Annotated in this window: 18 protein-coding genes; 11 read left to right on the forward strand and 7 right to left on the reverse strand. The window is 60.4% G+C overall.

From position 1 onward, the window contains the following. Positions 1-482 precede the first annotated feature (482 nt). Positions 483-3,101, forward strand: a complete 2,619-nt coding sequence (locus tag ACX80D_RS05250) for a helix-turn-helix transcriptional regulator (RefSeq protein ID WP_459321588.1) — start codon at positions 483-485, stop codon at positions 3,099-3,101. Between the two features lie 150 nt (positions 3,102-3,251). Here ACX80D_RS05250 and crcB read toward each other — a convergent pair whose 3' ends face one another. From crcB to ACX80D_RS05265, 3 genes are read right to left on the reverse strand one after another with little or no spacing between them, the layout of a single operon-like run. Further along, on the reverse strand, positions 3,252-3,629 hold the full coding sequence (gene crcB / locus ACX80D_RS05255) for a fluoride efflux transporter CrcB (RefSeq protein WP_459321589.1): 378 nt from the start codon (positions 3,627-3,629) through the stop codon (positions 3,252-3,254). Then, the gene (locus tag ACX80D_RS05260; protein WP_459321590.1) at positions 3,626-4,075 is read right to left on the reverse strand and encodes a fluoride efflux transporter FluC; all 450 of its coding nucleotides are present in this window, start codon (positions 4,073-4,075) and stop codon (positions 3,626-3,628) included. The genes crcB and ACX80D_RS05260 overlap by 4 nt, the downstream gene beginning before the upstream one ends. Continuing rightward, complete coding sequence (locus ACX80D_RS05265; RefSeq protein ID WP_459321591.1) at positions 4,076-4,858, reverse strand: hypothetical protein; 783 nt, start codon at positions 4,856-4,858, stop codon at positions 4,076-4,078. A gap of 253 nt (positions 4,859-5,111) precedes the next feature. On the opposite strand from ACX80D_RS05265, the gene gcvH reads away from it, so the two are divergent. The 5 genes from gcvH to ACX80D_RS05290 all read left to right on the forward strand — a co-directional run bounded on the left by gcvH (position 5,112) and on the right by ACX80D_RS05290 (position 8,300). Beyond that, the gene (gene gcvH, locus ACX80D_RS05270) at positions 5,112-5,498 is read left to right on the forward strand and encodes a glycine cleavage system protein GcvH (RefSeq protein ID WP_459321592.1); all 387 of its coding nucleotides are present in this window, start codon (positions 5,112-5,114) and stop codon (positions 5,496-5,498) included. A gap of 159 nt (positions 5,499-5,657) precedes the next feature. Next, the gene (locus tag ACX80D_RS05275; RefSeq protein WP_459321593.1) at positions 5,658-6,152 is read left to right on the forward strand and encodes an FHA domain-containing protein; all 495 of its coding nucleotides are present in this window, start codon (positions 5,658-5,660) and stop codon (positions 6,150-6,152) included. A gap of 40 nt (positions 6,153-6,192) precedes the next feature. Then, positions 6,193-6,927, forward strand: a complete 735-nt coding sequence (gene ftsR, locus ACX80D_RS05280; RefSeq protein ID WP_459321692.1) for a transcriptional regulator FtsR — start codon at positions 6,193-6,195, stop codon at positions 6,925-6,927. After that, a complete protein-coding gene (locus tag ACX80D_RS05285) occupies positions 6,924-7,445 on the forward strand; it encodes a bifunctional nuclease family protein (protein ID WP_459321594.1) in 522 nt (173 codons plus the stop codon). The genes ftsR and ACX80D_RS05285 overlap by 4 nt, the downstream gene beginning before the upstream one ends. Positions 7,446-7,706: 261 nt before the next feature. After that, complete coding sequence (locus tag ACX80D_RS05290) at positions 7,707-8,300, forward strand: MerR family transcriptional regulator (RefSeq protein WP_459321595.1); 594 nt, start codon at positions 7,707-7,709, stop codon at positions 8,298-8,300. 153 nt (positions 8,301-8,453) lie between these two features. Here ACX80D_RS05290 and ACX80D_RS05295 read toward each other — a convergent pair whose 3' ends face one another. After that, entirely contained in the window at positions 8,454-9,290 is an 837-nt protein-coding gene (locus tag ACX80D_RS05295; RefSeq protein ID WP_459321596.1) for a ParA family protein, read from the reverse strand. A 151-nt stretch (positions 9,291-9,441) separates the two neighbouring features. On the opposite strand from ACX80D_RS05295, the gene gcvP reads away from it, so the two are divergent. Together gcvP and ACX80D_RS05305 are read left to right on the forward strand one after the other, a co-directional pair. Then, positions 9,442-12,288: an aminomethyl-transferring glycine dehydrogenase gene (gene gcvP / locus ACX80D_RS05300; protein ID WP_459321693.1), complete on the forward strand. Its 2,847-nt coding sequence runs from the start codon at positions 9,442-9,444 to the stop codon at positions 12,286-12,288. Between the two features lie 328 nt (positions 12,289-12,616). Next, complete coding sequence (locus ACX80D_RS05305; RefSeq protein WP_459321597.1) at positions 12,617-16,012, forward strand: pyruvate carboxylase; 3,396 nt, start codon at positions 12,617-12,619, stop codon at positions 16,010-16,012. 143 nt (positions 16,013-16,155) lie between these two features. Here the strand turns inward: ACX80D_RS05305 and ACX80D_RS05310 are convergent, their stop codons facing one another. Beyond that, positions 16,156-17,970 (reverse strand): AMP-dependent synthetase/ligase, encoded by a 1,815-nt coding sequence (locus tag ACX80D_RS05310; RefSeq protein ID WP_459321598.1) that lies wholly within the window; start codon positions 17,968-17,970, stop codon positions 16,156-16,158. 160 nt (positions 17,971-18,130) lie between these two features. Here ACX80D_RS05310 and ACX80D_RS05315 point away from each other — a divergent pair, with 160 nt between their 5' ends. Then, on the forward strand, positions 18,131-19,120 hold the full coding sequence (locus ACX80D_RS05315) for an ROK family glucokinase (RefSeq protein ID WP_459321599.1): 990 nt from the start codon (positions 18,131-18,133) through the stop codon (positions 19,118-19,120). Positions 19,121-19,141: 21 nt separating this feature from the next. Here the strand turns inward: ACX80D_RS05315 and ACX80D_RS05320 are convergent, their stop codons facing one another. Next, complete coding sequence (locus ACX80D_RS05320; protein ID WP_459321600.1) at positions 19,142-19,810, reverse strand: hypothetical protein; 669 nt, start codon at positions 19,808-19,810, stop codon at positions 19,142-19,144. After that, on the reverse strand, positions 19,800-20,591 hold the full coding sequence (locus ACX80D_RS05325) for an alpha/beta hydrolase (RefSeq protein WP_459321601.1): 792 nt from the start codon (positions 20,589-20,591) through the stop codon (positions 19,800-19,802). Before ACX80D_RS05325 ends, ACX80D_RS05320 begins: the two co-directional genes overlap by 11 nt. 214 nt (positions 20,592-20,805) lie before the next feature. On the opposite strand from ACX80D_RS05325, the gene ACX80D_RS05330 reads away from it, so the two are divergent. Together ACX80D_RS05330 and ACX80D_RS05335 are read left to right on the forward strand one after the other, a co-directional pair. Then, positions 20,806-21,738, forward strand: a complete 933-nt coding sequence (locus ACX80D_RS05330; RefSeq protein WP_459321602.1) for a lysophospholipid acyltransferase family protein — start codon at positions 20,806-20,808, stop codon at positions 21,736-21,738. A gap of 83 nt (positions 21,739-21,821) precedes the next feature. Further along, positions 21,822-23,219, forward strand: a complete 1,398-nt coding sequence (locus ACX80D_RS05335; RefSeq protein WP_459321603.1) for a class II 3-deoxy-7-phosphoheptulonate synthase — start codon at positions 21,822-21,824, stop codon at positions 23,217-23,219. Positions 23,220-23,384 lie beyond the last annotated feature (165 nt).

A 23,384-nucleotide genomic window follows, 5' to 3' on the forward strand; every position in this document is an offset into this window, starting at 1 on the left:
GGCGGGGTGGTTTGTGGAGGAAATTGGTTACTAACCAGTAATATTGCGTGGATCACAGGAAAAAAGGCGCTCGCAGACAGCTGCTATCTATGTGACATGCGGCTCAATGGGTTCTATCAATGCCAGCCTTCTCATGGGTGGCAGGTAGTGTTCTTAGTAGCCAAGGCGCTCTTCTCAGAGTTAGCGGCGGTTAGGCCCGTACGAGTATCTCGCCGATGCTCTGCGGGTCGTCTTATTTTAAGGCGGCATCTGGGTTAGCGAGCTCGAGACTGCAGAAGAAGCGACTTTCCCGGCATTTTTCTCGCATCAGCTGCGATTTCGAATCCAGTTCCCGACCACATTACGGCCACCCACCACTAGCCCTGCTGCCCGCTGAGTTGTACCTATACAATCACAAGCAAAGCATTCACAGGGCCGAACCTGTTAGAGCCGCCGAGCTCAGCTGGACCGCGGCCACGGCCCGTACTCAGGGGAAGTTACCCATGGTCTCGCAAGATTTTCTAAAACGCGCCTTGCCGTCGCGGGTCGGCTGGCCCATCGTGGGCCGGGACGACGATGTGGCGTTGTTGCTCCAGCAGCTGAGCTCAGGCAGCGGGGGAGTGGTGGTCATGGGCTCCCCTGGAATGGGAAAGTCCACGGTAGTTACCTCCGCAGTGACTCAACTCCGTCATGACAAGGGGCAGGACAATCACCAGCATGTGCTGCTATTGCACGCACCCCAAGAACAGGCGGGGGCGGTCCGGTACGTGGAGCAATGGCTGGGGGTCAGAGCGGCTTCGCCGGCCACCCTTGAGGCTGTGGCTGAACAGATCCTGGCCCTTGTGATCGCTGGCGCTGCCGCCACAGGAACGGGAACAGGCTCCGGCGCAGCAACAGGCCCACCCCCGCCCGCAGCGCCCATCCCCATCCTTGTCCTCGATGACTTGCACCTCGTGGATAATTTCAGTGCCGGAGTCCTTGCCCGGCTCGTCACAGACGGCCAGATTAAGCTAGTCGGCACTGCCCGCGAGGAGCCCGGTCTGCCGCCAGCACTGAATTCGTTGTGGCGCGGTGGCCGGATCGACAGGGTGGATTTGGTGCCGCTGAGCTATGATTCCATCCGTCTGATTCTGGGTGCTGCGCTGCCCGGACCGTCTTCCAACGACATGGCCTACAGGCTTTGGGAAGCCACTGCAGGTAACCCGCTACATGTCCGTGAGCTGCTGTATTCCATTGTTGAAGCTGGGGACGTGAGCTACGCCGAACACGCTTGGGTGTGGACGGCTCCGCTGCGCACCAATCGCAGATTAATAGATCTGCTCGCCTCCGATATCAGCGCCTTGAGCGGAACCGAACGGGACGTGGTGGATTTGGTGTCGCTAGCGGAAAGCATCCCCTTGAGCCTGCTCGCACCAACCGCCACGGACGCGGTATTGAGTACGTTGGTGGATCATGGATTAGTTCTGGTCACTACTGCACGCGGCGAACCAACGGTTCGAATCGGCCACCCCCTCTACGCGGAAACGTTGCGGTCCCTGCTGTATCCACGCCGGAAACGGGAGCTCTTGACTCTGCTTCCTGAACCGAATCCAGAGCGAGGTTCGCCCCAAGAACTCTGTAGGTGGGTCGACTGGGCGCTGGAATGCGGACTCATGCCCAGTCCTACTGTGCTGTTGGCGGCAGGGACGGCCCGGGAGCGCCTCTCGGAGCCAGAGCGTGCGGCAGCTCTAGCCGTGCTGGCCCTGGACCATGAGCAGCTCCAGCCTCAGGAACGTCTCACAGCCATCTTGCTGAGTGCCAGGGCAAACCGCGACGCCGGACGCTCAGCAGCTGCCGAAGCGGACCTTGCGCTTCTAGGCGGCTTGGAGAACGACGGACTGGCTATTGCTGATGTGGTCATTGTTGCTAGGGCAAGGATTCTTGCTGATATTCGCCAGCGCCATGGTGGCGACCTAGACGGCGCTCTGGAGATTCTGGCCGAGGCGGCCCAAGACGTGGAACCCGGCGCAGCTGCCGCTACCGAACTTGCCGTTGAGCTGTTGGGTCGTTTGGGATTCGGCGGGCGGCATGCGCAGCTATTGGCAGGCTACGGACCCCAGCTGGCTTCTGCCAACCACCCCGCCAACGTGAGCTTAGCGCCGTCGTACGTCTATGCCTTGGCGCAAGCCGGACGGCCATTGGAAGCTCTAGAGCTGGCTGAACGCAACATCAAATTGGTGGGGACAGAGCATGCAGATTTCCCTCTGCTGCGCGCAAACCTCATGTCGGCACGGTTCTGGTCAGCAGTGTTGGCGGGGCGGCCGGATCTCACAATGGCGCTTCCAGACTACGTTGAAGATGGTATTCAGCGGCACGATTCTGCGCTGTACCAGGCCGGTGCCGGGTACATTTGTTTACTCTTCGGGGCGTGGGAGCAAGCTGTATCCGATTTGCATGGCGGGCTCTCGCGCATGGGACTGTTGGCTCCGACAGGGCTGGAAGCAATGGTCTGGGCAGGGCTGGCGCAAGCTCATGCCATGCGTGGGGAGCGGGCAGAGGCTCTTCATGCTTGTCAGCAGTTTGAGTCCTTGCTCCCTGCTATGGACCGCAGCGTGGAAGTAGATAGCCGGTACCGGGTCCTCCTGGCGAAGCTGGCCCTGGGTCTGGAGGGACTCGAGCAAGAGATCAGCTCGTACGTTACGTTTGCCCAGGGTCAGGGGCTGCTGCTCGGCGTCCTGCTGGGCCGGCACCTGCAGGTGGTGACGGCGGCATCAAGCCGGCGCGGAGCGTTGCTGCCTGCCCTGGCAGCGACGGCGGAACAGGTACAGGGGCGGCTTCCCGGGGCCCTGCTGGCCCATGCGCAGGCATTGAACGACGGCGATGCCGGTGCGGTAAGTGCCGCTGCCGCCGGATTAGCTCAGGTAGGTATCTGGTTGCCCGCACCCGCGAAAGTATTGTCCCTGACGCCCCGCCAGCAGGAGATCGCGGCCATGGTGGCGGCGGGTATGTCCAGCAAATCTATCGGCGAGAAGCTGAACATTTCGGTGCGCACAGTGGACACGCATGTGGGGCACATCTTTACTCGTGTGGGCGTCAACACCCGCGCAGAGCTGACGCGGGTGCTCACGGTAACCATCGAGTGAGAAGTCATCACCAGTTAAGTGCTCCGTGACGGCTATCGCTCGCAGGCGCGCCGCCTGGGAGTGTCGGTCTGCGTAGGGGGCTTCGCTGGGCTGCGAAACCGAAGGCTCCGAAACCGCTAGGCTGCGAAACTGAAGTGGCGGACGGTCCTTTTAGAGGAGTGAACCGCAATAGAGCCCAAACGCGGCGGCGCCCACACCCGCCATCAGTGTCCCGAACAAATTCAAAAATGAAGCAACAAAACGGCGTTCCTTGAGAAGCCTGACCGTGTCATAACTGGTGGTGCTGAAAGTGGTGTAGCCACCGAGGAATCCGGCGCCCAGCAGCAGCACCCAGGCAGGTGCCTCCAGGGCGCCGCTCAGCCATGCCGTCAGTAGGCCCAAGGCGAAGGATCCGCTGATATTGATGGCGAACGTTACCCAAGGGAAGCTCATGCGCATCCGGTTCAGGATGGCGCTGTCAATAGCGAAGCGGGTGGCCGCTCCCAGCCCTCCACACGCGGCTACGGACCAAAAGAGGAGGGCGTTCATGGCAGGCTCCCGCTCTTCAACTGAGGTTCACTCGCGCGGCCCCCGCCCACTACCAAGCCCAGCCACGAGGCCACGGCACCTGCGGTGACGATGCCCAGCCCCCACAGCACAGCCACCCCCGGATCTGCAGTTTCTGCCATGAGTCCCAGGCCCACCGCAAAAGTGCTGTACGTGGTGAAACCGCCGCAGAAGCCAATGCCCAGCAGCAGCCTCATCGTCTGTCCTAGCCGGGTTGTGTGGTGCACCAAGCGTCGGTGGGCCAAGGCTCCATACAGCACCCCCAGCAGGAACGCGCCCACAATGTTGGCGAGAATAACGGCCCAGGGGAGCGATGCGCCGTCGGACGGTCCGGCCAACGGGGCCATGGCTAGCCCCAGCGCCTCACGGCTGGCCACACCACAGGTACCGCCCAGGGCCACGAGGACCAGGCTCCGGGGATGACTCATCTAGGCCTGCGGGTGGGTAGGATCTTGGGTTGACGCCGCGGGATTAGCAGCTGAAGGAACCGCGGGATGGGGCTGCGGGGGACTCGACGGTGCCGGCTCAGCACTTTCCGCGGCGATGGGTGTTTTGGGGGCCTTCCGGCGGGCCCGGGCAGCAGCCTTCTCAGCTTCCTTGATTTCTTCGGCAGCTACCCGTTCACGGGCCTGCTGATCCTTTTTGACGAGCTTTTCGGCGGCGTTGAGTTCACGGAGTTTCTTGCTGCGGCGCATCCACATCCGCACCAAGACGATCAAGGCCACGGCGCACACCACGCCCACCAACATGAAGACCTGGCTCCACGTACCAAACCAGTTGGCACTGTTGGCCCAGATATTGCGGGCGTCGGCGGCCGAGCCAGAATTGCCATAAATGACACCCAAAGTCAGCAGGTTCGGGATGAGCAGCACCACGCCCAGAGCCAGCAGGAAAATCCGAACCCACTTGTTCAGCTTTCTGCGGTGCGCTTGCCAGGCGATCAAGACCGGGACAAAGGAGAAGACGAAACCGTAGAACATGCCCAGCGGGATGCTGTTGCCCAGCTGGCCGCCAATCTGGTCCCGGATGGAGGTGGCCCACATCAGGGGCACCGTCACCGAGGCAATCAAATAACCAACAATAAGAACGACGGCGGTCACGGCGCCTACGACGGTTCGTGAAAGCCAGGTTGGCATTTTCGTTTTGGCTCCTGCCACAGTTCTGGTGGTCTCGGGGCCGCCGTTTGCAGGGGGCGTCACAGATTCAGTCATAGTTGAATCATGTCAGATTTGTGCCAGTTTTTCGGCAGTCATCGACCGCAAAGTCACGCAATATTGCTAGAATGTACCTTCGAGTTGTCTTCGACTTGTCAAGAACGGTTACACACTAAAGACTGGTTGTGGTTACACACTAAAGACTGGTTGTGGTCAAAGGGCTAAAACAGCTGGCGGCCTTGGTCTACTTTGTTCTACTTAAACTTCACTTTCCTCGCATGGCAGCGATGAACCTTGAAAGGTGCGCACAATGAGCAGCATTCCCGCAGACCTGTCCTACACGGCAGAGCACGAATGGATTTCAGCCCCCTCCGCTGACGGCGTGGTACGGGTTGGCATCACCGATTTTGCGCAGGATGCCCTCGGTGATGTTGTGTATGTGCAGATGCCGGAAACTGGTACCGACGTCAGCGCCGACACCGTTGTTGGCGAGGTCGAATCAACCAAGAGCGTCAGCGACATCTATGCGCCGCTGAACGGGAGCGTCACCGCACGCAACGAAGAGCTGGACGCGGATCCGGCCCTCATCAACTCCGATCCTTACGGTGCGGGCTGGCTGTTTGAAATCACCCTGAGCGATGCGTCGTCCTATGGGAGCTTGCTTAGCGCAGCTGACTACCAAGAAAAGGTAGGCTAGTAGCCAGTAGTCTTTGTACAAGCCGTCTGTATTAGGTGACAGCCGCCATGACGGGGTTGAAGCCGGTAGATCAGGGCTTTCCCAGCAACGGCTCGTACGTTATTAACACTGTGGGAGTTCATGTGAGCTCTCAACAACTTTCTTCAAGGAGGAGTACCAATGGTTGACAGAGGTAACAACGCCGGGGTGAACGATCAGGCGGGCCTCCAGGATCAGCCTGGTGCACCAGATACCACTTCGATCCAGCTGCCTCCCGTTCAGAGTGGCCCCACAACGGTGCCACTCTTAGCGAGCGATGAACAAAATGCGGTGAATTCGTTGCCCGCCGGGTCGGCGCTGCTCATTGCTCATGTGGGGCCGAACGCAGGTGCCCGGTTCCTCTTGGACAGCCAGGTCACCACGGCAGGACGGCACCCCGACGCTGACATCTTCTTGGACGATGTCACCGTCTCACGCCGCCACGTGAACTTCATTAAGTTCGACGGCGGCTTCGAAGTTGTTGATTCCGGCAGCCTCAATGGGACCTACGTCAACGGGGACAGGGTGGATGCAGTCCGTCTTCGCACCGGCAACGAAGTGCAGATTGGCAAGTTCCGCCTGACCTACTACTTCAGTGGGAACACGGGCTCCACCGATACCGCATCGGATTCCTAAGGGCACCGTGGGAAGCCTGGATTCAGGTGCCGGGCGCCGGCTGGTGGACGTACAGTCTGCCAGCCGGCGCACCGGAGCCGCAGCTGTCTTAAATATCGGCGAAGTGCTGGCTTTGCTGTGCACCGATTTTCCGTCCGTGACAGCTTCTAAGATTCGTTTTTACGAAGAAAAGGGCCTCATCACCCCGCAACGCACTCCTGCCGGTTACCGCCAATTCCGGGAGTCCGACGTCGAACGTCTCAGGTTTGTTCTGGGGCTCCAACGCGACCACTACCTGCCGCTGAAGGTCATTCGCGAGTATCTGGAAGCCATCGATCAGGGTCTGACTCCGCAAAATCTTCCGCCGGGTGTTTCCGTGGCTCCACGTATGGTCTCCGATGAGCTGGCGCGAGAACTCAAGAGTAAATCCCGCCGACTTTCCGCCGAGCAGCTGCGCATTGAATCCGGAGCAAGCGCCGAACTACTCGAGACCATGCTCAGCTATGGTCTGGTGGAGCAACACCAAGGCACCTATGACGACCACGCCGTCCGGATCGCCCAGGCGTGCACGGCACTGGCCGCCCACGGGCTCGAGCCCCGGCACCTGCGTCCCTTCCAAGCTGCGGCAGAACGCGAATTTGGGCTGGTTGAGCGGGTCGTGGCTCCGCTATCGTCCCGCAAAGACAGCACCTCGGCCGTGCGCGCCGCCGAGGCTGCCCGTGAAGTTGCCGAGCTCTGCCTGAACTTACACAGTTCCTTAGTGCAGGCCCGGATCGCTGAGATGGAAACGCCATGATTGAAGTGGAAATTGTGGGTGTCCGAATCGAGATGCCTTCTAATCAGCCACTGGTTTTGCTGAGGGAACGGAGCGGCCCGCGGCACATTCCTATCTGGATCGGTGCCGCCGAGGCCACCGCCATCGCGATGGCCGAGCAGGGAGTAGTAACGCCACGGCCACTGACCCACGATCTTTTGTGCGGGGTGGTCTTGGCGTTGGGGCACAGTATTGTCCGGGTTAACCTGACCAAGGTTGAAGACGGTGTGTTTCATGGAGAACTAGTTCTTGATAATGGCACGGTGGTTGGCTCGCGGGCCTCCGATGCCATCGCCATCGCTCAGCGCGCGCAGTGTTCCATCTGGGCTGCCGAAAGCCTCATAGCCGAGGCCGGCGTTGAAATTGCCGATCACGACGAAGACGGTGACGTCGATGGTGAGGAGACGGACAGCGCCGCGAGTGAGGAAGCTAAAGAACGTGAGGTTCGTCAATTTCGCGAATTTCTCAACGACGTGGAACCTGAGGATTTTGAGAAGTAATCCGCGAACTTTAGGGAATTTTCGAGTTGACCTAAGGTTCAAGTTGAGGTCTAAACTTTCGACACGCTAAAATACTTCTCCCGAGATCTTTGACCTTGCTCTCAGGTGGCTCTAACGTCGAGGTAATGAGTTCCCCCATTGCAAGCCGTTGCTGGTACGGGCAGACTTGAGGAACGGGCCCTGAGCGCCCATTCCTTAAATGCTGTTTGACCGCGAGTTTGCAGCCAACTATTCAGGGGACTGTGAAACAGGAGGATCTACGTGAGTGCCACCAGTGACGCCGGCGGGCTGACCGCAGCCACGGCCCCCAGCACTGCCTTAAGTGCAGGGTCACAGGGTCTGCTCTTCACCGAAGATCTGCCCGTTTTAGATCAGGACGCTGGCTACCGCGGACCCACCGCCTGCAAGGCCGCTGGGATCACTTACCGGCAGCTGGACTACTGGGCTCGCACAGGTTTGGTGGAGCCCGCCGTTCGTGGCGCCGCAGGCTCAGGTTCTCAGCGACTCTACGGATTCCGGGACATCTTGGTGTTGAAAGTGGTCAAGCGTCTCCTGGACACTGGGGTCTCCTTGCAGCAGATCCGCACAGCCGTGGAGCACCTGCGCGAACGCGGTGTGGAAGACCTCGCCCAAATCACCTTGATGAGTGACGGCGCCTCGGTGTACGAGTGCACCTCCGCGGATGAAGTCATTGACTTGGTCCAGGGAGGACAGGGCGTCTTCGGAATCGCTGTAGGCCGTGTTTGGCGTGAAGTCGAAGGCAGTCTGGCTGCCCTTCCCAGCGAACACGCAGCTGTTCAGTCCTATCCGGACGATGAACTCGTCAAGCGCCGGGAAGCGCGCAAAATTTCATAACCGTCACGTCTGCTCACCGCAGCTGTTCGCGAATGGGTAGCGGCGGGAGCCCACCGATGAAAATGCCATGCTTTGACGTGGATTCCATAGTTCAAACTGTGGCATCGACGTCAAAGCATGGCATTTCTCGTTGCGGGGTCTTTTCGGTGCGGTTTAGCCCCGGTAGAGACGGCTGCGGGTAGCGCTCTGGGTGAGGACTGAATCAAGCAAGCGGTCAAAGAGCGCCGAGGCGTTCTTGGCAGAATCCCCTGGCCACTGGTGCACCGGATGAGCTGCGCCTTGAATCTGCTGCCAATTGGCCTGCTCGGGAATGGTGGGGGAGAGCAGCAAATCACCGAACATGGTCTTCATCTCCGCCAAGCGATACGCATGCTCATTCGAGCCGGAGCGGACACGGTTCGCCACAATCCCTGCCGGTACCAGTGCCGGGGCAAATTCGGTGCGGAAAAGTTCAATGGCACGTACCGTGCGTTGGGTTCCAGCCACGGAGAACAAACCAGGCTCAGCAACCAAGAGCACGCGTGAGCTGGCGGTCCAAGCCATACGAGTCAGGCCGTTCAATGACGGAGGGCAGTCAATGAGGACCAACTGGTAGGGCGCGCTGCCATCTCGGTCAGCGTTAGCCAAGATCGTGGACAAGCGTCGCAGATCTCGTTTGCTGAGGTCGGGGCGGTCGTAAATGCCGCTGAAGGCAGAACCCATGGCGACGTCAAGCGTGGGGAGGGCCCCGGCGTCGTTCTTATGAGCGGCAAGCCAACCGCTGGGCACCACATTGGCACCCAGATCGGCTTTGCGCGCATTTTTGATCAGCTGCCCAATATCCAGCTGACCGCGTGGCGCAACACCCAGTCCCGTGGTGGCGTCGGCGTGCGGGTCAAGGTCGATGACGAGGGTCGGGATGCCAGCAGCTAAGGCTGCCGAAGCCAGCCCGAGCGTGACTGAGGTCTTGCCGACGCCGCCCTTGAGGCTGCTGATACTGACTACTTGCACGGATTAACCATTACCCTTTGCGTTGCTTATTAAAACTTGTGTCGGTTGGTGGCGTTGACACATACAATAACTGTGGAACGTTCGCGACTTGGAGAATCCATTGACAAACACCCCAGAGAATTTGCCCGCGCGGCTCAACACAAACAACCTTGTGTCGGCCGATTTTAGCGAGCGTCACATTGGGGTTGCAGCGCAACCCCACATTCATCATATGTTGAGCACCCTTGGATTTTCTTCTTTGGAGGAGCTTTCTGCGGCCGCGCTGCCCAAATCTATTTACAGCACCGAGCCGTTGACGCTGCAGGCGGCTGTCTCTGAAGAGGCCATGCTAGAAGAATTGAAGGCCTTGGCGGGCAAGAACACCGTCAATAAGTCCTTGATTGGTCAGGGTTATTACGGCACCCACACCCCTGGTGTGATTCAGCGCAACGTTTTGGAGAGCCCTGCTTGGTACACGGCGTACACCCCGTACCAGCCAGAAATTTCTCAGGGCCGGCTCGAAGCGTTGTTGAATTTCCAAACTGTTGTGGCAGACCTCACGGGCATGGAGACCGCCAATGCGTCCATGCTCGATGAGGGAACTGCCGCTGCAGAGGCTGTCGCGCTGATGCGTCGTAATAACCGCAGTGCCGGCAACGACGCTGTCCTGCTGGTTGACGCTGACATCTTCCCGCAGACCCTGGCGGTGATTATGACCCGGACCAAGGCCATGGGCATTCCCGTGCTTTCGCATAATTTCGATGAGGCACTCCCTGACATTGAATTCTTTGGCGTGCTCCTGCAATACCCTGGCGATTCCGGGCTGATCCGTGACATCGCCCCTGTGATTGCCGCCGCCCATGCACGCAAGGCAGTGGTGGCCGTGGCCGCCGATCTTTTGGCCTTGACGCTGCTGGAATCGCCCGGTGAGCTCGGGGCTGACCTAGCTGTAGGAACCACTCAGCGCTTTGGTGTCCCCATGGGCTTTGGTGGTCCGCACGCCGGTTACTTGGCTGTCCGCAAGGGCCTGGAGCGTTCACTGCCAGGGCGTCTAGTGGGCGTTTCCGTGGATGCCGTTGGTAACCAGGCCTACCGTTTGGCTCTGCAGACCCGCGAGCAGCACATTCGCCGCGAGAAGGCCACCTCCAACATCTGTACAGCGCAGGTATTGCTGGCAGTCATGGCGGGCATGTACGCCGTCTATCACGGCCCTGAGGGCCTGAAGCGAATTGCAACCCGCGTGCACGCCATGGCCCTTGCTGTGGCCGAGGCCGCTACAACCGCCGGTCACAGCGTGGTCCATGAAAACTACTTTGACACCATCAAGGTCAAGGTAGCTTCGGGCAGCGGCCATGCTGCAGCGGAGCTGGTTGCGGCAGCTCACCGCGCCGGATACTTGCTGCGTCAGATTGACCATGACCACCTGCAGATCGCCGTGGACGAGACCACCACCGAGGCCGACGTCGCGGCGTTGGCTACCTTGCTCGGCACACAGGCGCCGGCAGTGGCGAAGGATGCCGCCGACGTCGCACTTCCAACGCCGGCACGGGCCACGGAATTCATGATCAACGCCGTGTTCCACACACACAACTCCGAAACGCAGATGCTGCGCTACCTGCGCAAGCTCTCCGACGCCGATTACGCGCTGGACCGCGGCATGATCCCACTCGGCTCGTGCACCATGAAGCTCAACGCCACGGCCGAGATGGCCGCCATCACCTGGCCGGAATTCTCCAATCTGCACCCATTTGCACCAGCTTCGGACACCGTGGGCATTGTGGAGATGGCAACGCAGCTCGAGGAATGGCTGGCCGAAATTACCGGTTACGACGCCGTGTCCGTCCAGCCCAACGCCGGTTCCCAAGGTGAGTTCGCCGGGCTCATGGCCATCCGCGCCCACCACGTGGAAAACGGCAACCCGCACCGCGACATCGTTTTGATCCCGACCTCGGCGCACGGTACCAATGCCGCCTCCGCCGTCATGGCCGGGCTGAAGGTTGTCCCAGTGGCCACCGACGGCTTCGGCAACGTCGACATTGACGATCTCAAGCGCCAGATCTCCGTCCATGAGGATAATCTGGCCGCAATCATGGTCACCTACCCTTCAACGCACGGCGTGTTCGAGACCGAGATTTCCAACATCTGCGCCATGATTCACGACGCCGGCGGGCAGGTTTATGTGGACGGCGCTAACCTCAACGCTCTGGTGGGATTAGCTCAGCCGGGCAAGTTTGGTGCCGACGTTTCACACCTGAACTTGCACAAGACGTTTTGCATTCCGCACGGCGGCGGTGGCCCCGGTGTGGGTCCTGTGGCAGTTGGCGCGCACTTGGCCAAGCATCTGCCGGCTCGCGAGCTCGAGGCTGGCACCTCGGTGGGCCTGGTCTCCAGCGCACCGTACGGTTCGGCGTCGATCCTTCCCATCTCTTGGGCTTACATTCGCATGATGGGGCCGGAGGGGCTGAGGGTGGCCACTCAGACGGCCATCTTGTCGGCGAACTATATTGCCCGCAGCCTCAGCGAGCACTACCCGGTGCTGTACACGGGTGCCCACGATCTGGTGGCGCACGAATGCATTCTGGACCTGCGCGGCATCACGGCGGATTCCGGGGTGAGCGTAGACGATGTGGCTAAGCGTCTGATTGATTACGGTTTCCATGCGCCGACCATGTCCTTCCCGGTGCCGGGCACCTTGATGGTGGAGCCTACGGAGTCGGAAGACCTGGGGGAAATTGATCGGTTCATCAATGCCATGATCTCCATCCGCAAGGAAATAGCTGCGGTGCAGGACGGACTGTGGCCGGCGGAGGACAACCCGCTGATCAACGCCCCGCACACGGCGCAGAGCATCACCCAGGAATGGGATCATCCGTACAGCCGCGAAGAGGCTGTCTTCCCCGCCGGGGTGGACCCGCGGGCCAAGTACTGGCCCGTGGTCCGGCGCGTTGACCAGGCCTATGGTGACCGACACCTGGTGTGCTCCTGCCCCACCATTGAGGAACTGGCCGAGGTGTTCTAGACCCCACTTTATTACGAGTGCAGAAGTGATCTGGGCCACACGATTTGCTGCTTAATGGCTTGCAGGGTCAAACTTGCACAACTATCGCTGAAAGCAGTGCGATAGTTTTATCGGTAGTACTTTTGCAAGATTTGAAAAAGTATTTCGGGACGGAGGCGTGGCGTCAACACCTGACGCTGGCCATAGCCGTGCTCGGATGAGCGTCAGTGTTCCACAACTGTTGGAGGCCGTTGTTCCATGCTGGTCTCCGTTGGAGTCAGCTGGACTCAGCTGAACTCAACGCTGGTTGGAACACGGGTCCCAACCCCATCATTCACACAGGAGTGAGATGTTTTCAAAGATTCTGGTTGCCAATCGTGGAGAAATCGCGATCCGTGCCTTTCGTGCCAGCTACGAGCTCGGTGCTAAGACAGTAGCGGTATTCCCGCATGAGGACCGCACCTCCATCCATCGCCAAAAGGCCGACGAAGCCTATTTGATTGGTGAGGAAGGGCACCCCGTCCGCGCTTACTTAGACGTGGCCGAGGTGATTCGCGTTGCCAAGGAATCTGGCGCTGATGCTATTTACCCCGGCTACGGTTTCCTCTCAGAAAACCCGGAGTTGGCCAGTGCTGCACGCGATGCCGGAATCACCTTTGTGGGCCCGCCCGCCGAAGTCTTGGAACTGACCGGTAACAAGGTCCACGCAATTGATGCGGCACGCAAGGCTGGCATTCCCGTCCTGGAGTCCAGCGAGCCCAGCTCCGACCTGGAGTACTTGCTAGGGGCAGCTGCGAAGATCGGCTTCCCCATCTTCGCCAAGGCAGTAGCTGGCGGCGGTGGCCGCGGCATGCGCCGGGTTGAAAAGGCAGAAGACCTTGAAGAGGCCCTCAGGGCAGCCATGCGCGAGGCTGATGCCGCATTCGGTGACGCCACCATGTTCCTGGAACAAGCTGTGTTGCGCCCCCGCCACATTGAGGTCCAGATTCTGGCCGACAATGAAGGCAATGTCATCCACCTGTTTGAGCGCGACTGCTCGCTCCAGCGTCGTCATCAAAAAGTCGTCGAAATTGCTCCGGCTCCAAACCTTGACGAGAACATCCGCAAGGCCTTGCACGCCGATGCTGTGAAGTTCGCCAAGGCCATGGGCTACGTCAACGCCGGCACCGTGGAGTTCCTCGTGGACACCGTGGGTGAGCGCGCCGGTCAGCACGTATTTATTGAAATGAACCCCCGCATCCAGGTCGAACACACGGTGACCGAAGAAATCACCGATGTGGACCTCGTCCAGGCTCAGTTGCGCATTGCCGCAGGTGAAACGCTGGCTGACCTTGGCCTGAGCCAAGACAACGTCCACGTCAAGGGTGCCGCGTTGCAGTGCCGCATCACCACCGAAGATCCCTCCAATGGCTTCCGCCCGGACGTGGGAACCATCACCACCTACCGCTCCGCTGGTGGCGCCGGTGTCAGGCTCGACGGCGGCACCATTTACGCAGGTGCCGAGATCAGCCCCCACTTTGACTCCATGCTGGTCAAGCTCACCTGCCGAGGCCGGGACTACAAGACGGCTGTGGCCCGTGCCCGCCGTGCCTTGGCTGAGTTCCGCATCCGCGGCGTCTCCACCAACATCTCCTTCCTGCAGGCAGTCCTTGAAGACCCCGCCTTCAACGCAGGGGATGTGGCCACCTCCTTCATCGATGAGCGCCCCGAGCTGTTGACCACTCACGTTTCCAGTGACCGCGGTACCAAGTTGCTGACCTGGCTGGCCGATGTCACCGTCAACAAGCCCAACGGCGAGCTCACGGTTGTTGAGGACCCGGCACGCAAGCTGCCCGCCGTCGAACTGGCAGATGCTCCCGCTGGCTCACGTCAGCAGCTCGCCGAGCTTGGCCCGGAGGGCTTCGCCGCGGCACTACGCGCACAGACTGCTGTGGCGGTCACTGACACCACCTTCCGTGATGCTCACCAGTCGCTGCTGGCCACCCGCGTGCGCACTAGGGACCTGCTCGCTGCTGGCCCGGCCGTATCCGTGCTGACCCCGCAATTGCTCTCGGTTGAAGCGTGGGGCGGCGCCACCTACGATGTGTCCCTGCGCTTCCTTGGCGAGGACCCGTGGCAGCGTCTATCCCAGCTGCGTGAGGCACTGCCCAACGTCTGTCTGCAGATGCTGCTGCGCGGCCGCAACACCGTGGGCTACACGCCGTACCCGGCAGCCGTCACTGATGCGTTTGTGCAGGAAGCTGCCGCCAGCGGTATTGACATCTTCCGCATCTTTGACGCGCTGAACGATGTGGACCAGATGGAGCCGGCCATCAAGGCCGTGCGCGCCACCGGAACTGCTGTTGCCGAGGTTGCCCTGTGCTACACCGGTGATCTGTTGGATCCAGCCGAGGACATCTACACCCTCGATTACTACTTGGAACTGGCTCAGCGCATTGTTGACGCCGGCGCGCACATCCTGGCGATCAAGGACATGGCTGGCGTGCTGCGCCCTGCCGCAGCCGCCAAGTTGGTCACCGCGCTGCGTGAGCGCTTTGACCTGCCGGTGCACCTGCACACGCACGACACCGCCGGTGGTCAGCTCGCCACCTTGATGGCTGCCATCAATGCAGGGGTCGACGCCGTTGACGTCGCCTCCGCTGCACTGTCCGGCACCACCAGCCAGCCCTCAGCCTCGGCACTCGTGGCTGCACTGGCCCACACCGAGCGCGACACGGGCATTGACTTGGCTGCCATCAGCTCGTTGGAACCCTACTGGGAGGCCGTGCGCCGCCTGTACGCACCCTTCGAGTCCGGCTTGGCTGCACCCACGGGACGGGTGTACACGCACGAGATCCCCGGTGGCCAGCTCTCGAATCTACGCCAGCAGGCCATCGCACTGGGTCTAGGGGAGCGCTTCGAGGAAATCGAAGACATGTACACCGCAGCGGACCGGATCCTTGGGCACTTGGTCAAGGTCACGCCGTCGTCCAAGGTAGTGGGCGATCTTGCCCTGCACCTGGTAGGTATCAAGGCTGAGACGGCCGACTTCGAGGAAAACCCGCAGAACTACGACATCCCGGATTCGGTAGTGGGCTTCCTCGGCGGCGAACTGGGCACCCCTCCCGGCGGATGGCCTGAACCCTTCCGCACCAAGGCGCTGCAGGGTCGCACCATTGTTGAGCGCATGGGCACGCTGACCGACGAGGACAGCGAGCAGCTCGCCGGCGATAGCGAAACCCGCCGCGCAGCTCTGAACCGTCTCCTCTTCGCCGGCCCCACGAAGGACTTCGAAGAAGTTCGCAAGACCTACGGCGACGTTTCGGTGTTGGATACCCGCGATTACCTCTACGGCTTGCGTCGCGGTGTTGAGCACATCATGCCGTTGGGCAAGGGCGTGCGCCTGATTGCCGAGCTGGAGACCATCTCCGAGGCTGATGAAAAGGGCATGCGCACCGTCGTCGCTAAGCTCAATGGCCAGAGCCGCCCGGTCATGGTCCGCGATCGTAGCATCGAAAGCACCGTCAAGGCTGCCGAAAAGGCAGACGCGGCTGTGCCCGGCCAAGTTGCAGCACCGTTCGCCGGTGCCGTCTCAGTCACCGTTGCCGTGGGTGACGTGGTTGAAGCTGGGGCAACCGTTGCCACGATCGAGGCCATGAAGATGGAAGCCTCCATCACGACGCCGGTGGGTGGCACGGTCTCGCGCCTCGCCGTCTCCGGGGTAGCCCAGGTTCAGGGTGGAGACCTGCTGGTCGTTATTTCTTAGCGAAAGCCTCCAACGGCGGCGCTGGCTCCCTCTCCGGGAGCTGGCGCCGCCGTTTCTGGCACCAGCTTTAAACGAAACTGCAGCTGATGCGATAAATCGTGAAGATTTATCGCATCAGCTGCAGTTTGGAATGGAGGTTGGGCTTAGGAGGGCTTCTTGCTCAGGTAGATTTCCTCAACTACGGATTCGAAGTCCTTCATGACCTGGGCACGCTTGACCTTCAAGGACGGAGTCAGGTGCCCGGAGGTTTCAGTGAAGTCGGTATCGACGATCCGGAACTGCTTGATGGCCTCGGCGGAGGACACTGCGGTGTTGGCCTTGTCCACGGCAGATTGAACAGTGGCAATTACCGTGGGATGTTTGGCCGCCTCGGCAACGGAGATTCCGAGGGGCAGACCATGGGCCTTGCCCCACTGTGGAAGGGCTTCTTCATCGAGCGTGACAATCGCTGCAATAAAGGGGCGCTGGTCGCCAAGGACCACACACTGCGAGACAACCGCATGGGCCCGGATCTGGTCTTCCAACAAGGCCGGAACCACATTCTTGCCACCGGAGGTGACGATGATTTCCTTCTTGCGTCCAGTGATCTTGAGGAAGCCCTGGTCATCGAGCTCACCAATGTCGCCAGTACGGAACCAGCCGTCAACGAAGGTCTCAGCGGTGAGATCGTCACGACCAAAGTAGCCCTTCATGACACAGACACCCTTGGTGAGGATCTCGCCGTCGTGGGCAATCTTGACAGCATTACCTGGGAGCGGGCCTCCAACCGTGCCGATCTTGATGTGCTCGGGTCGGTTCACGGTGATGGGTGCGGTGGTCTCGGTCAGGCCATAACCCTCCAAGATCTGCAGCCCAATGCCTTGGAAGAAGTGCCCTAGGCGTTCGCCCAAGGGCCCGCCGCCGGAGACTGCGTGGCGGACTTGGCCGCCCATGGCCGCACGGAGCTTGGTATACACCAGCTTGTCGAAGACTAAGTGCTTGGCCTTGAGACCAAAGCCAGCGCCGCCGTCCTGCGTGGCACGTGAGTATTCAATGGCGGTCTTGGTGGCAGCGGCAAAGATCTTGCCCTTGCCTTCACTCTCAGCCTTCAGCGAGGCAGAGTTGTAGACCTTCTCGAAGACTCGCGGCACAGCCAAGATGAACGTGGGCTTGAAGCTCTGGAGATCCTCGAGCAGGTGTTTGATATCCGGGGTGTGGCCGATCTTGGCTCCCGAAGCTACGGCCAGCACGGAAATGTAGCGTGCAAAGACATGGGCTAAGGGCAAGAACATGATGGTCTGCGATCCGGGTGGGACTACAGTTTCGCCCAGCACGGCGCGGGCATTCTCGCTAAGTTCCACGAAGTTATGGTGGGTGAGCATGCAGCCCTTGGGGCGGCCCGTGGTGCCAGAGGTGTAAATAATGGTGGCTAGATCGTCCAAGCCATTGGCTGTACGGGCGGCTTCCAAGGCGTCATCGGAGATGTCTCGCCCAGCCTCACGCAAAACATCCAAACCATCACCCTCGAGCTGCCAGACATGCTCAAGACTTGTCAGGTTCTCGTTGTGAGCGGCCTGCCGGATGATATTTTCATGCGAGCCGGTTTCAGCGAAAATTGCCACCGCAGCGGAGTCGCCCAAGTTCCACGCCACCTGAGAGGGGGAGGAGGTTTCGTAGATCGGCACGGAGACGGCTCCGGCAAACCAGATGGCGAAGTCAACCAATGACCATTCGTAGCGGGTGCGGGCCATGATGCCCACGCGGTCGCCCACCTTGATGCCGGAAGCCATGAGGCCCTTGGCGATGGCGCTGACGTCGGCGAGGAATTCCTTCGCGGAAACGTCAATCCACACATTGTCTTCATTGCGCCTGGAGAAGAGTGCCGGATTGGCAGCCAACTTTGCTTGGCGGAGCACAAAGTCGGTGGTGTTCATGGTCCTGGGGCTGACAACCTTGGCCGGAACGGAAATCTCTTGCACAATAGCTCCTTTGATATGTGGGACTGCGACCGTGTTGCTTTACTCTATCCGTCAACCGGGGGATCTGCCGGAGCAGCCAAGTTACTTGTAAGTAACATTATGTTGTTCAGCTCACAGTTACAATTTCAGGTGAGCAACATTGGTCGCTAGAATTTTTAGCATGTTGCCACCGATCTCCGCCTCAAACTCCCCTGCTTCGCCTGCACTATCCCTAGGGATTGATATTGGTGGAACCAAGGTAGCCGCGGGCGTGGTTGACGAGCAGGGGGTCATTCTGGAGGAACTTCGGCGCGATACGCCAGGCCGTGACCCCCGTGCCGTGGAGGCCGTGATTGCGGAGCTGGTGCAGGAATTGGGGAGCCGCCACCAGCTGTGTGCAGTAGGCATCGGTGCCGCCGGCTGGATGGATCTGGCCGGTTCGCGGGTGGTATTCAGTCCACATTTGGCGTGGCGCGATGAACCATTGCAGGAGAATCTTCAGGATTTACTGGGCCGCCCAGTTTTAGTAACTAACGACGCCGATGCCGCCGCCTGGGCGGAATGGCGCTTTGGTGCGGGTCGGGACCGGGACAGAATGGTGATGCTGACCCTGGGGACCGGCATTGGCGGCGCTTTAGTCATTGATGGACGCGTGGAACGTGGCAGTTTTGGCATGGCCGGAGAATTCGGGCACCAAATCATCATGCCTGGCGGGCATCGCTGTGAGTGTGGAAACCGGGGGTGCTGGGAGCAGTACGCTTCAGGCAACGCGCTGGGCCGTGAAGGCAGGGAACTGGCTCGCAAGCATTCGCCCATGGCAGCGGGTCTTTTGTCGGCTGCTGGCGGACGGCCTAAAGGGATTACCGGGCAGGTCGTCACGGCACTCGCCTTGGAGGGCGAGCCCACCGCGCTGGAACTCGTGGCAGAAGTAGGGGAGTGGCTAGGATTGGGCATTGCCAATCTTGCAGCCGCCCTCGATCCATCCATCTTCATCATTGGTGGCGGACTCAGCGCGGCCGGCGATCTTCTGCTCGAACCGGCACGCAGGGCGTTTTTGAGAAACCTCACCGGCCGCGGTTACCGTCAGGAGGCGATCATTGCCCAAGCTCAGCTGGGACCCATGTCAGGTTTGATCGGTGCTGCGGATCTAGCCAGAGAACAGCGCCAGTAGAGAACAGCGCCGGCTAGGCAACTAGACCACTGCACCGTCACCGCTGTCGTGGTCACGGTGGTTGGGCAGCCGGTAGAGCAGGTACCCGATGCCTGCAACGAAAGCCATGATGACGGCAACCACTAAAAGGGTGGGGACATGTCGCCAGAAGATGGCTGAAAAGACGAGGAAGAGGGGGCCGCCAGCTGCGCCCACCCAGGACATAACGATGGCAGGATCAGAATTGCTCAGGCTTGGCAGTTCTTCGGGGACAAAGCTGTCTATATCGTCATCGTCATCAACTGCATAATCGCGCGGACCAAAGTCAGCTCCGCCGTCACTGGTGCCGCTCGGAGTGGCGGCGAAGCGGCTCTCAGCCGCAGGCTCCGTAGGTGCTGGGGATTCCTGCGAATGCCAGACCCCAAGTGGGTCAAAGTCCACCACGGTCTTGGGCTCAGCGTCCGTGGGTTTCGTTGCGCTGGAAACCGGCAAGCCGGCTTCCGAACTGCTGGAACCGGTGTCACCGCCGTCGTGCGCATCGGCACTATGCGGGTCTGCACTGTCCACATCCGCGACGCCACGATCACTGGTGTCGGAGAGTCTATTCTCTAGAAAAGCGTCGTTTGCTTCCTCTATCCGCGACACCAAATCCCGCCAGATTTCGTCGTCATCGCCGGTGTGCGGCGTACCCGCTCCGGGGTCAGATTGCATGTTGGTGCCTCCGAAAGAAATCTGCAGACTGGGAAAAAATGGTGGCTGCATCGTTGTCCATGGTGGCTACATGGTAGCTGTTTTCCAAGGGCACCACCTGAACGTCGGCGCTGCCCAGATGTGCTTTGAGAACGTCAATGCTGGATTCGGGCACCACATGGTCCACGGCGGAACGGAAAATCAGTGTTGGCGCGCTGACGTGGGGGAGCAGCTTGGTGGTGTCGGTAAAGAGCTGGGCGAGCTGGTGGACGGCTGCCACGGGGGTGCGGGTATAGGCGCCTTCGGAGATGCCGGGTGCCTTGATGTCATCGCCGATGGCTGGGACACTTTTGAGAACGTATTTGAGCACCCCGGAATATTTCGCCCGTTTGTCACTAAACGTCAAACCGGGATTGACCAGTGCCACCCCGGCCACCGGATGCAGTGCAGCGACCCGCAGGGCCAGCGCGCCACCCATGGACATGCCAGCAACATAAACTGTGTCGCAGCGGGCGCTCAGTTCCAGGTAAGCGGCCTCAAAATCCCGGTACCAGTGCTGCCACGGCGTCTTGGAAAGTTCCTGCCACGTGCTTCCGTGCCCTGCCAGAAGGGGCATATTGACGGCGAACCCGGCGCTGGCAAGGTACTCGCTCCAACCACGCATACTCACAGGCGAACCAGTAAAACCGTGGCACACTGCTACGCCAACCCGGCGCAGATCCCCGTGGCCCTCGGAACGGAACGCCAGGGCCTGTGGCTGGGACGGTGGCTGTGGCTGGGACGCTGGCTGTGCTTGGGCCATGGCGGAAGCTCCTCTTTTGTCCGGCACTGTTTCTGTCCGGCACTGTTTTTGTCCGGCACTGTTTCTATCCGGTGCTGTCCTGCGGCGCAGTTTCAGCCGTGTTCCGATGATTTCGACGATGCTGTCACTAGACTACTGTTGATACGTCCACAGCGGGGGTACCGCTGAGCTCGGTTACTAGAGGACCGGGCGCGCAAGAGTAAGGAATGCCACCGTGATCTATTGGGTACTGAAGAAGATATTTTTAGGCCCGGTATTGAAGGTGCTGTTCCGCCCCTGGACCAAGGGCCTGGACAACCTGCCCGTTGACGGACCGGCCGTATTGGCCAGTAACCACCTTTCCTTTTCGGATTCGATCTTTATGCCGCTCATGGTGCCGCGGCCGGTGGTGTTCTTGGCCAAGAGTGATTACTTCACCGGACGGGGCATTAAGGGCCGGCTTACAGCAGCTTTCTTCAAGCTCACCAACCAGCTGCCCATGGACCGCTCCGGAGGTGCTGCATCGGCTAACTCCTTGCAAACTGGTGTAGAAGTACTCAACGGTGGTGGTCTGCTCGGAATTTATCCCGAAGGCACCCGCAGTCCCGACGGTCGCCTGTACCGCGGCAAGGTGGGCGTAGCAAAACTGATTTTGACGGCTAACGTCCCCGTGATCCCTGTGGCCATGATTGGCACCGATAAGGTCCAACCTATTGGGCGACGGATCCCCAGTATTCGCCGGCTGGGCGTCATCTTCGGTGAACCCATGGACTTCAGCCGCTACCAGGGCATGGCCGATGACCGCTTTGTTCAGCGCTCCGTCACGGACGAGATCATGTACGAGCTCATGCGCTTGTCCGGCCAGGAATATGTAGACTCCTATGCTTCAACGGTCAAAGACAAATTGGCAGCCGAAAAATCTGCCAAAACAGCAGCTACCAAGGACGCGAAGTCGGCGGCTGTCCGAATTGATCCCCAAGAGACCCTTGCGCCAGGCACGGTTACGGTGATCGGCGCCAAAAAAACTGTGGCTGAAACCGCCCCGGAAGCCGATCCAGAGACCGACCCAGAAGCCGATCCGGAAACCGCTGAAGTTGAGCCCGGCCCGAGTTCCACTCCGGCCGCTGGCACAGGGTCCACACCAGAAGCTGGCACCTCCGCATCCTGATTTCAGGAACCGTCCAAACGCCGCTTGCATCTCATGGATCGGACCGGTTAGCAGGTGCTGCTTTGGGGGGATAGGCTTTAGAGGTGACTGATCTAACTTTGAACACAGCTAACGCACCCGCTGCCGGTCTTCCCGTACCCGGTGCCGCCGTTTACCCAGGCCTCGATGACTGGCGTAGCCTGACGATTGCGCAGCAGCCCACGTGGTCCGAGCACCCGGCCTTCGCCTCCACGGTCAAGGAGCTTTCCTCCGTGCCGCCGCTGGTGTTCGCTGGTGAAGTCGATGTGCTGCGTTCACGCTTGGCCCAAGCTGCCAAGGGTGAGGCCTTCTTGCTGCAGGGCGGCGACTGTGCCGAGACCTTCGAGGCGGCAACGGCCGACAAGATCAGCGCCCGCGTCAAGACGATCCTCCAGATGGCGGTGGTGCTGACCTATGGTGCGCAGCTGCCCGTCATCAAGATGGGGCGCATGGCTGGCCAGTTCGCCAAGCCGCGCTCCTCCAATGATGAAACGCGCGACGGCGTGACCCTCCCGGCATACCGTGGAGACATCGTCAACGGTTTCGAGTTCACCCCGGAATCCCGGCAGCACAACCCTGAGCGCATGCTCAAGGCGTACCACACCTCTGCCTCCACGCTGAATTTGATCCGTGCCTTCACACAGGGTGGCTTTGCCGATCTGCGCAGCGTGCACGAGTGGAACCGCGGCTTCACTTCGAACCCGGCCCACAGCCGCTACGAGGCCTTGGCTAAGGAAATCGATAGTGCCATTAAATTCATGGCCTCCTGCGGTGCCGACTTCGATGCGCTGAAGACCGTTGAGTTCTTCGCCAGCCACGAAGCCCTGCTGTTGGATTACGAGCGTGCCCTGACTCGCATCGATTCCCGCACAGGCCTGCCGTATGACACCTCAGCCCACTTCTTGTGGATCGGTGAGCGTACCCGCGACCTGGATCAGGCGCACGTTGACTTCCTTTCACGGGTCCGCAACCCGATCGGTGTCAAGCTTGGCCCCACCACCACAGGTGATGACGCACTGCGCTTGATCGAGAAGCTCGACCCGAACCGCGAGCCTGGCCGTCTGACGTTCATTACCCGCATGGGTGCGAACAACATCCGCGAGAAGCTCCCGAGCCTCGTGGAGAAGGTCACCGCTTCCGGCGCTCAGGTGCTGTGGGTCACTGACCCCATGCACGGCAACACGGTCACCTCACCTAACGGCTACAAGACCCGCAACTTTGACGATGTCATTGACGAGGTCCGCGGCTTCTTCGAGGTTCACCAGGCGCAGGGCACCATTCCCGGTGGCCTCCATGTGGAGATGACAGGCGATGACGTGGCCGAGTGCCTCGGTGGCGCCGATCCCATCGATCAGGAAGCATTCCTCACCGGCTACGAGTCAGTCTGCGATCCTCGCCTGAACCACAAGCAGTCCCTAGAAATGGCCTTCCTGGTCTCCGAGGGCCTGCGCCAGTCCAAGTAGTCAGACAGCCTGGCGCAGGAGCCGGGGTCCTCTCGCGGGCAGTAAGATTTCCTCGGTCGCTGGGCGACCTTGAAAATCCATCCCCGCTCCGAGGATCCCGGCTCCTGCGTTCGTTGAGCCTGTCGCGTGTCTGGACCTGTGCTGCCGTCACGGGGTAGCCGGGGC

It is taken from the genome of Arthrobacter sp. Sr24, assembly GCF_054511175.1.

What these genes read in the sequence shown, in the direction of transcription:
- ACX80D_RS05250 (WP_459321588.1), top strand. Translation starts at nt 483, where the DNA reads ATGGTCTCGCAAGATTTTCTAAAACGCGCCTTGCCGTCGCGGGTCGGC.
- crcB (WP_459321589.1), bottom strand. Translation starts at nt 3,629, where the DNA reads ATGAACGCCCTCCTCTTTTGGTCCGTAGCCGCGTGTGGAGGGCTGGGA.
- ACX80D_RS05260 (WP_459321590.1), bottom strand. Translation starts at nt 4,075, where the DNA reads ATGAGTCATCCCCGGAGCCTGGTCCTCGTGGCCCTGGGCGGTACCTGT.
- ACX80D_RS05265 (WP_459321591.1), bottom strand. Translation starts at nt 4,858, where the DNA reads ATGACTGAATCTGTGACGCCCCCTGCAAACGGCGGCCCCGAGACCACC.
- gcvH (WP_459321592.1), top strand. Translation starts at nt 5,112, where the DNA reads ATGAGCAGCATTCCCGCAGACCTGTCCTACACGGCAGAGCACGAATGG.
- ACX80D_RS05275 (WP_459321593.1), top strand. Translation starts at nt 5,658, where the DNA reads ATGGTTGACAGAGGTAACAACGCCGGGGTGAACGATCAGGCGGGCCTC.
- ACX80D_RS05285 (WP_459321594.1), top strand. Translation starts at nt 6,924, where the DNA reads ATGATTGAAGTGGAAATTGTGGGTGTCCGAATCGAGATGCCTTCTAAT.
- ACX80D_RS05305 (WP_459321597.1), top strand. Translation starts at nt 12,617, where the DNA reads ATGTTTTCAAAGATTCTGGTTGCCAATCGTGGAGAAATCGCGATCCGT.
- ACX80D_RS05315 (WP_459321599.1), top strand. Translation starts at nt 18,131, where the DNA reads ATGTTGCCACCGATCTCCGCCTCAAACTCCCCTGCTTCGCCTGCACTA.
- ACX80D_RS05320 (WP_459321600.1), bottom strand. Translation starts at nt 19,810, where the DNA reads ATGCAATCTGACCCCGGAGCGGGTACGCCGCACACCGGCGATGACGAC.
- ACX80D_RS05325 (WP_459321601.1), bottom strand. Translation starts at nt 20,591, where the DNA reads ATGGCCCAAGCACAGCCAGCGTCCCAGCCACAGCCACCGTCCCAGCCA.